Raw genomic sequence first — 7,521 nt, forward strand, 5'->3', positions numbered from 1 at the left:
GCGATGCCGCCCGTCACCACCGAAACCGACCTCAGTCGGCAATCACCAGCGACACATCGATACGCAATTGTTTGCGGTCATAGGGGGCGACATAGCGCTCTGCGCCAAGTCCGAACATGGCCATGAGCTGGCCGCGAGGGGTGGCGATAGCGAGGCGGTCGAGCAGGGAGGGATGACCTTCGCAGGCGAGGAGGTCTGTTGGCGGGATGACAGGCATGTTCAGTCGAAGCGAGTGATCCATTTCAGCACCTCATCGCGTTCTTCAAGAGGTTTAAAAACGCCAAACAGACCTGACTGAGAATACGCCTCGAATCGCACGGTCCGGGTGAACTGGGCGACCTTGCGGTAACGTTCGGGGATGAGTCCGCGATGGGTGTCGCCAAGCTGGGGCAGGGGGCCGGCCTGGATGAGGAGGCCCCCCGGATAGGGATACAGGGTGCAGTCTGGTTCGAGCGCGCGCCGCGCGGCTTCAATGCCGCCAAGTTCTTCGAGGATGGGCTCGCCGAGTACGGTGAGCCAGTTGACGCATTTGATGCGGTTGAAGATGCCCTTGGTTTCCATGACGAAGGGAACGGGAGCATGGATGTCCAGGCCTGGATGACGTTGCAATGTGGCGTAGGTGTAGGGTTGGCCGCTGATGGAGCCGACCTCAAGGATGACGGAGAATCCGGCCTGTCCGTGTGCGGGCTTCAGTCGAGTGGCCCAGGCGAGCACGCATTCGCGTAGGGTGTCGAAATGAAGGCCCCCTTGGCCATTGCTAACGGGGAGGTAACTGGCGTAGTGGGAGAACCTGTTGTTTCGTGCGGACGAGACGAGAAACGAGCCGACCCAAGGCGTCACCGTGCCACCATTACGAGGAAAATCAGGGTGTACATAACGTTTGAACAAAACGCTTTGGTAGCCTTGATCCGAGGGCCAATCGCCGATGAGATTACGTACTTCAGGAATGGGATTGCCTGTCAGTTTCAATATTTTTCCGTCACCTGAGACATCATCAACCAAGTATCGGTCGATGTGATCCTTGAACCGTAGGTAGTAGTCCTCCTGCACGTCGAGCATGTCCAGACGCAATTGTTTGCGGTCATAGGGGGCGACATAGAGCTCTGCGCCAAGTCCGAACATGGCCTTGAGCTGGCCGCGAGGGGTGGCGATAGCGAGTCGGTCGAGCAGGGAGGGATGACCTTCGCAGGCGAGGAGGTCTGTTGGCGGGATGACAGGCATGTTCAGTCGAAGCGGCGAACCCATTTGACAGCTTCTTCACGTCCGACCATGGGCTCGAATACCCTGAACAGCGAGCTTCGATACGCCTCGAATCGCACGGTCCGGGTGAACTGGGCGACCTTGCGGTAACGTTCGGGGATGAGTCCGCGATGGGTGTCGCCAAGCTGGGGCAGGGGGCCGGCCTGGATGAGGAGGCCCCCGGGATAGGGATACAGGGTGCAGTCTGGTTCGAGCGCGCGCCGCGCGGCTTCAATGCCGCCAAGTTCTTCGAGGATGGGCTCGCCGAGCACAGTGAGCCAGTTGACGCATTTGATGCGGTTGAAGATGCCCTTGGTTTCCATGACGAAGGGAACGGGAGCATGGATGTCCAGGCCTGGATGACGTTGCAATGTGGCGTAGGTGTAGGGTTGGCCGCTGATGGAGCCGACCTCAAGGATGACGGAGAATCCGGCCTGTCCGTGTGCGGGCTTCAGCCGCGTGGCCCAGGCGAGCACGCATTCGCGTAGCGTGTCGAAATGCAGTCCTTCTTGCGCGTCTCCGATTGGGAGGTGATTTGTGAAAAACGAAAGTTCATTGTTCCGTTCAGCTGCTACCAGGAAGTTGCTTTCCCACGGGGTGATCCTGCCAGCGTCCCGGGGATAGTCCGGGTGGACGTAACGCCTGAGGAGCTCATTAGCATAGCCTCGATCAGAAGGCCAATCGCCCATCGCGTCCCGGATTGCCGGAAACGGACTCTCGCCCGTCAGTTTGATGATCTGGCCGTCGGGCTGTTTTTTGGAGGGAAAGCGACATCGGTCGATTTGATCCTTGAACCGTAGGTAGTAGTCCTCCTGCACGTCGAGCATGTCCAGACGCAATTGTTTGCGGTCATAGGGGGCGACATAGAGCTCTGCGCCAAGTCCGAACATGGCCATGAGCTGGCCGCGAGGGGTGGCGATAGCGAGGCGGTCGAGCAGGGTGGGATGACCTTCGCAGGCGAGGATGTCTTCTGTGTTGAGCGGCATATCTTTTCCTTGAAGTTCGTCCATCAGAATCCAAACTTGATTCCCATGCGTGCGGCTTGGCCGAGGAAACCGGCGCCGGCGGCGCCTTCACCAAGCGGACCATCGAAGGGGATCAACGCAAGCGCGATTGTGGCAAGCCCCAGACCGACGAGCAGGGCGTAATCGCCAGCACTGGCCTCCGCTTTGGCGGTGACGTCCACAGGCGCAAGTTCGGTGGCTTCCTGCAGATTGGGGTCCCCGCAGCCACCGCATTCGTCAGCTATATTGAACTCCTTGAAGTTTTCGGGATCACCTGTGTGCTTCTCGGCGATTTCCCGGTATTCACGTTCTCGCTCCCCACCCAACTTCCCATTTCCGGTCGGATCGGTCGGGAACTTGACATCGAATATCTTCGACATCCCGTCCTTACCGAACTGGACAAGGTCTGGACGCCGGCTGTTGCCGCGGATGACGTTTGCGGTCGGTTTTCCTTGGTGCGTTCCGCTTTCGATCATGTCCCAACCGCTACCACGGTCGAATGGTACTTCTCGCCAGACATTTGCGTCATCTTTTGGATAGCCATTGTCATAGCATTCGGCCTCGATTTTCTTGTTAAGGCAGTTCTGAAAGGTCTGGCCTTTGCTGAGTGGTTCGGGGCCATCGGTTTTGTGGGCGTTCCAGCATTCACAGGCCATCGTGCACAGCCAGTCGTGGAATTCCGATTCGCTGAGAAAGCCCTGTTGCTCGCCGCACAAGCTCACCGTATTGCGATGATTCATGAACATTTTGTCGGTGAGCCGGCAGGCGGGTTTGCCCTCGAAGAAGACGTCGAAGGAATGGGTGATCCAGTCGGCCTCGGCCATGTGGGTGCCGGAGAGGATGCCGCCCATGGAGCCGGGTTCGTCGAAGACGGAGACGGCGAACTCGGAGCCGAGGTTGGCGATCATGTTGCCGCCGTCGGCGAAGACCGAGGTGGTGCCCTTGGCGAGGTCTTTGGAGTAGGCCTCGTTCTGGTAGGGGATGGGTTTGCCTTTGCTCGGGGTTTTGCACACGTCGGGCAGGGTGTTGTGTACCCAGCCCTGGCTGCCTTTGTGGGCGAGGGTGAGACCGTTGACGTTGATGGTGACAGGCATCTCAGGCTTCCTGTGCGGGAGTCAGGACGAGGGCTGCGCGCAGGGGCTCGTCGCTGCTGGCGAGGACGAGGGTGTTGCGGTCCGGGGTCGTGCCGTGACGGAGGGGGGGAGCGGGGTCGGTGCGCAGTTGCCAGGCGGCGATGGCCAGGTGGGTGGCCAGGCTCGCGCTCATCAGGTCGCCGCTGGCGAGCGCGGGGGTGGTGCGGCGCCAGCCGGGGGCAAGGTGCTCGGCCAGGCGCAGTGCGGTGAAGCCGAATTCGTCGGCCCGGTAGGGTTCGCCGTTGGCGTCGTGGATGAGGTGGCCGATGCGGGTCCCGGCGGGCCCGGCAGCCTCAAGGGCGGCGTGGGCCGCGGCGCTGAGCCCAGCCCCCACGCAGGGCCCCTCGGTGTCGAAGGTGAGCGGCTCGGCGGCGGTGCCCAGCCCGGCTAGATGGCACCACGCTGGTGTCCCTCCGCGAGGTCCGAGCAGCAATGCGGCGGCGGCCTCGCCCGGAATGCGACCATAAGGATTGGCGCGCGCAAGGCCCCGGTACGGGGTACGGGCGCCGTGCACAAGGCCGCGTGCTTCGAGCCCGGCCAGGGTGTCGGCCGCGTGCGGAGAGTCGATTGCGAGCACGAGTGCGGGCCGGTGCCGCTGTTCGATCCAGATGCCGGCCGAGGTGATGGCGATGGCGGTGGCCGCGTGGGTACCGGTCACCACCTCGATCTGGGCCCAGTTGGGCTCAAGCGCTTGAACCAGGCGGGTGATGAGTGCTGGCGGCAGCCCCGGGCGGTCTGCGTCGGGCAGCACCAGCCACAGCGCAATGGCACGCTCGCGCAGGTGAGGAAGCACCGTCTCGGGCAGATGGGTGGCAAGATCGAACAGCGCGGCGTCTGCCAGTTCGAACCAGCGGCGCAGGGGCTCGGGTTGGGTGGGAAACACCGAGCAGCGCACCGGGTGGCCGCAGCGATCGACGTAGCAAGGGTGGCGACGCGTGAGGCACAGCGATGCGCGCACCGCCACCTCGGCCAGTGCGAGCGAAGGGCCGGACGGGAAGACGCAGCCTGCTGCCAGCACCGACAATGGGGCCCAGCCCCCAGGCGGTGCACTCATTGCTGTGGCTCCGGTTGGTCGAGTGGGCGATGCTTGACGGTAATGATGGTGCGATCGAGCAGGTTCACCTTGGGATGGCAGGGCAGCGCCATGTGATGGACGATGCTCACCCGCGGGTAGTCGGGTTCGAGAATGACCGTGTGGATGGTGCTGCGACTGCGCTGGCGGGTGCCGTCATAGAACCAGGTCTCGAAGCCGAGCGAGAGCTTGGGCAGGGGGAACTGCAACAAACCCTCGTGCCCGAACCCAGGCGGCGTGAGGTGGATCAGCCCGACCGGTTCACCGCCGCGCAACCGGCCCGGGTATTGCTGCTCGGGCGGTGCGGTCTGCCAGTGGCGCGGATCGAGATCGGCTGGCAGCAAGGGATGCCGACTACGCCGCCAGGCCTCGTCATAGGTGCCAGCGTAGCGCATGCGTGCTGGCCAGTGGCGGGGTACGGGGCCGAAGCCGACCGCGGGCGGGCGGTCCCAGGGTAGCTTGAGGCGCTGGATGTGATGCTCCACATTGGGTAGTGCGCACGCAGCCCCGTCGCTGACTACGCCGCAGCCGTCTGGGTTGGGCAAGGCTTCTCCGGTCTTCGGATCGAGACCGCCGAAGGCGCGGCTCCAGGTGAGGGGCATGCGTTCGAAGGGCTCGGGCGGGCTCGGCTTGACCCATGCCAGGCTGCGTACCCAACGGCGGTTGCCGAAGACGCGTGCCTCGCGGATCAACTCACCGACCCGAAAGCCGATGTCGAGCGTGGTCACGGGTTTGGCGGCGGGTGCATGGGCGTGACCGAGGAGGATGACATCGGTGGCGAGCTTGGCCGGGCCAAGGTCGGTTTCGGTCACCAGGGTTCCGTTGTCGTCGGTCACCGGTCCGTGGGCGACCGGGGGTTGCAGGTCGGCCGGTCGGGTGCGCCCGCGCGGATCGATGTCATAGGTGGCCTTGACCGCGACGATCCAGATCTCGCGTCCCTCCGGGTCGCGGATCCAGCTACCGGCGGCGGCGAAGGGGCTGCGGTTGTCCAGTTGCCACATGTGTAGGTCAGTTCAGCTCGATGCGTCCGCCGGCGATCCGGTTGACGTCATCGGCCTCGCTCAGGATGTACTGGCCGCGCAGCACGATCTTGCCGTTGGGGTATAGGGTGAGGCTGGATTTTCCACAGCGAAGCACGATACGTTGTGTGGCGGTGAGTTCGAGTTCGGCCGGCGGCTCCAGGGGGGGGTTATTTGCCTTCGTTCTGGTGTGGGACGCGGTAAGCTGATCAAGGTCGATCTCGAGGGTTTCGTTCATGATGTGGGCTCCAGGTCGGGGTCGAGTCGGGCAAGCGTGGCGTACTGCATGGAAGCGGGTGCGGTGGTGTCGAGTGCACAGCCGGGGGTGTGGCGCTGGAGCATCCATGCGGCCGCGGCCCGCCAGTTCAGCGGGGCATGTCTGAGCAAGGTCAGCAGCTTGTGAGGGGTGCGGGGCTGCCCCAGCAGATATGGCTGCTCGCTGTCGAACGATGTCCGATGCTGCGCCCACCAGTTCACAAAGCCCCTGTGCTCAGGCCATGGCAGATCGCGGTCCGGGTCGGGCTTGGGTCGTGCCGGGTCACGGAGCAGGCCCGCAGGTGGGGCCGGCGCCAGCCAGCCGTCACGGTCGGGGACGGCGCCGGTGATCATTGTCAGTACGTGTGCGGCGGTGCGTGCGTGGGTTGGGTTCTCGAGCAGTGTGACCAGGTGGGGTACGCTTTGGACGCTGCCATGCCAGCCTAGCGCGATCAGCATGCGGCGATCGCTCCCGGTCCGCTCATACAGTGCCCGCAAGAAGCGCCGTCCGCGGGTGCCGGGTTCGGCTGCGAACAGCGCGCTCCAGCGCTCGCCGTCGATACCCGGTTCCAATGCCCGCTCGAAGTGCTGTTCGAGCACTGCGTCTCGCTCAGCCTCACTCCCGAACAGGAGTTGATGTCGACACAGCGCGCGCAAAGTCCGCGTATCGGATGCGATGTGGGTAAGTGCGCGAACGGGGACCCAGTCGGGTCGGTTGCACAGGCGCGCGGCACGCAGCAGTAGGCGCAACCCCTCGGGCGACTGAGCATCGGGGGCCGGATGTGTCGCTATGTCGAATCGTGCGTGCGTGCGCAGACGCAAGCGCACCAGACGGCTCATCTCGGTGGGGGCTTGTGTGTGGCTCGAGGCCACCTGAACGTCTGCGGGCGTAACCCAGTCAAGGGCAGAGATGAATGCGCTGCGCAGATGCGGTAGCGCCTCCGCCATAGCCGCGCAGGTGGCGAAACGGTGTGTGTCACGCACGACGCAGGCTTGTATGACGAGAGCGAAGAGACTGCGTGCATCGAGCTCTTCGGACAAACGCGTTCGACTGGTTCGCAGGCCCGGCTCGCCGAGGTGACGCAAGCCGTCTACCGCATACCACATGCCGTGCTCGCGCTCGCCTAGCGTGGCCAGATTGGCTTCCAGATCTGCGAGCAGGCGGGTGCGGCGGCGCCAGTCGAATCCCAGCCGTTCGAGGAACTGCTCTGTGAGCGGTTCGTAGGTGCTCTGGCTGATCGACATTTCAGTCAGTGCCGATGAGTTGCGTTGGCTTCGAACTCGACCGCGTACAACTCTGCGATCAGGGGAGGGTTCATCAAGATCGGTTGGTTTGTCTGGGATATGAAAATGATATTCGAGTTGTCTGAATATGTCGATGTTCTAGGCCGGGCGAGCCGACGCGGAGATGTTCTCCGTCGCACTCAGCGAAGCTTTGTCGAGTTGAGTTGTCGGTTATCCGGGGGGACTCGAAGACCGATCGAGTGTCGCGGGTTCATCGCTGGGGATGAGGTAGCGCCCACTCTCGCAGTACACCTAGGGGGCGGACGGGACGCATCACCGGGTCGATGGGGGCTGTTTCCAGCGTTCGTTCGGGGGCAACTGCATCCTCTGCTGCCAGTCGAGTGCGCTTTTTATCTGGTCGTCGTCGGCACCGATGTCGCGCAACATCGCTTCGTTGAAGGGGATCCCGTCGTGTATCCAGTCGTCGATCTGGCGGTAGGGCTGGGGTAGCAGCACTTCTTCGTCGTACCACTTGAGCACGCGGCGCACGGTATCGTCGTCCGCGCCGTGCGCGC

Annotated in this window: 9 protein-coding genes; all 9 read right to left on the bottom strand. The window is 63.4% G+C overall.

Going from position 1 to position 7,521, the window contains the following annotated elements; genetic code table 11:
- Positions 1 to 31: 31 nt before the first annotated feature.
- The gene (locus DNK49_RS05340) at positions 32 to 241 is read right to left on the bottom strand and encodes a hypothetical protein (RefSeq protein WP_133255090.1); all 210 of its coding nucleotides are present in this window, start codon (positions 239 to 241) and stop codon (positions 32 to 34) included.
- Positions 220 to 1,245 carry a type VI immunity family protein gene (locus DNK49_RS05345; RefSeq protein WP_207806890.1) on the bottom strand — a complete coding sequence of 342 codons (1,026 nt, stop codon included), beginning with the start codon at positions 1,243 to 1,245 and terminating at the stop codon, positions 220 to 222. The genes DNK49_RS05340 and DNK49_RS05345 overlap by 22 nt, the downstream gene beginning before the upstream one ends.
- A complete protein-coding gene (locus tag DNK49_RS05350; RefSeq protein WP_110523284.1) occupies positions 1,224 to 2,249 on the bottom strand; it encodes a type VI immunity family protein in 1,026 nt (341 codons plus the stop codon). Before DNK49_RS05350 ends, DNK49_RS05345 begins: the two co-directional genes overlap by 22 nt.
- Complete coding sequence (locus tag DNK49_RS05355) at positions 2,249 to 3,337, bottom strand: DUF4150 domain-containing protein (RefSeq protein WP_110523285.1); 1,089 nt, start codon at positions 3,335 to 3,337, stop codon at positions 2,249 to 2,251. Before DNK49_RS05355 ends, DNK49_RS05350 begins: the two co-directional genes overlap by 1 nt.
- 1 nt (position 3,338) lies before the next feature.
- Complete coding sequence (locus DNK49_RS05360) at positions 3,339 to 4,430, bottom strand: beta-ketoacyl synthase (protein ID WP_110523286.1); 1,092 nt, start codon at positions 4,428 to 4,430, stop codon at positions 3,339 to 3,341.
- On the bottom strand, positions 4,427 to 5,449 hold the full coding sequence (locus DNK49_RS05365; protein ID WP_110523287.1) for a DUF2169 family type VI secretion system accessory protein: 1,023 nt from the start codon (positions 5,447 to 5,449) through the stop codon (positions 4,427 to 4,429). The genes DNK49_RS05360 and DNK49_RS05365 overlap by 4 nt, the downstream gene beginning before the upstream one ends.
- Positions 5,450 to 5,456: 7 nt before the next feature.
- Complete coding sequence (locus DNK49_RS05370) at positions 5,457 to 5,705, bottom strand: hypothetical protein (RefSeq protein WP_110523288.1); 249 nt, start codon at positions 5,703 to 5,705, stop codon at positions 5,457 to 5,459.
- The gene (locus DNK49_RS05375) at positions 5,702 to 6,967 is read right to left on the bottom strand and encodes a hypothetical protein (protein ID WP_110523289.1); all 1,266 of its coding nucleotides are present in this window, start codon (positions 6,965 to 6,967) and stop codon (positions 5,702 to 5,704) included. The genes DNK49_RS05370 and DNK49_RS05375 overlap by 4 nt, the downstream gene beginning before the upstream one ends.
- A gap of 312 nt (positions 6,968 to 7,279) precedes the next feature.
- Positions 7,280 to 7,521: hypothetical protein (locus tag DNK49_RS24075; RefSeq protein ID WP_165843271.1), on the bottom strand; the 242-nt coding region annotated here is incomplete at its 5' end.

The sequence above is a fragment of the Parazoarcus communis SWub3 = DSM 12120 genome, from assembly GCF_003226565.1.
Taxonomy (GTDB): domain Bacteria; phylum Pseudomonadota; class Gammaproteobacteria; order Burkholderiales; family Rhodocyclaceae; genus Parazoarcus; species Parazoarcus communis.

What these genes read in the sequence shown, in the direction of transcription:
- DNK49_RS05340 (WP_133255090.1), bottom strand. Translation starts at nt 241, where the DNA reads ATGGATCACTCGCTTCGACTGAACATGCCTGTCATCCCGCCAACAGAC.
- DNK49_RS05345 (WP_207806890.1), bottom strand. Translation starts at nt 1,245, where the DNA reads ATGGGTTCGCCGCTTCGACTGAACATGCCTGTCATCCCGCCAACAGAC.
- DNK49_RS05350 (WP_110523284.1), bottom strand. Translation starts at nt 2,249, where the DNA reads ATGGACGAACTTCAAGGAAAAGATATGCCGCTCAACACAGAAGACATC.
- DNK49_RS05355 (WP_110523285.1), bottom strand. Translation starts at nt 3,337, where the DNA reads ATGCCTGTCACCATCAACGTCAACGGTCTCACCCTCGCCCACAAAGGC.
- DNK49_RS05360 (WP_110523286.1), bottom strand. Translation starts at nt 4,430, where the DNA reads ATGAGTGCACCGCCTGGGGGCTGGGCCCCATTGTCGGTGCTGGCAGCA.
- DNK49_RS05365 (WP_110523287.1), bottom strand. Translation starts at nt 5,449, where the DNA reads ATGTGGCAACTGGACAACCGCAGCCCCTTCGCCGCCGCCGGTAGCTGG.
- DNK49_RS05370 (WP_110523288.1), bottom strand. Translation starts at nt 5,705, where the DNA reads ATGAACGAAACCCTCGAGATCGACCTTGATCAGCTTACCGCGTCCCAC.
- DNK49_RS05375 (WP_110523289.1), bottom strand. Translation starts at nt 6,967, where the DNA reads ATGTCGATCAGCCAGAGCACCTACGAACCGCTCACAGAGCAGTTCCTC.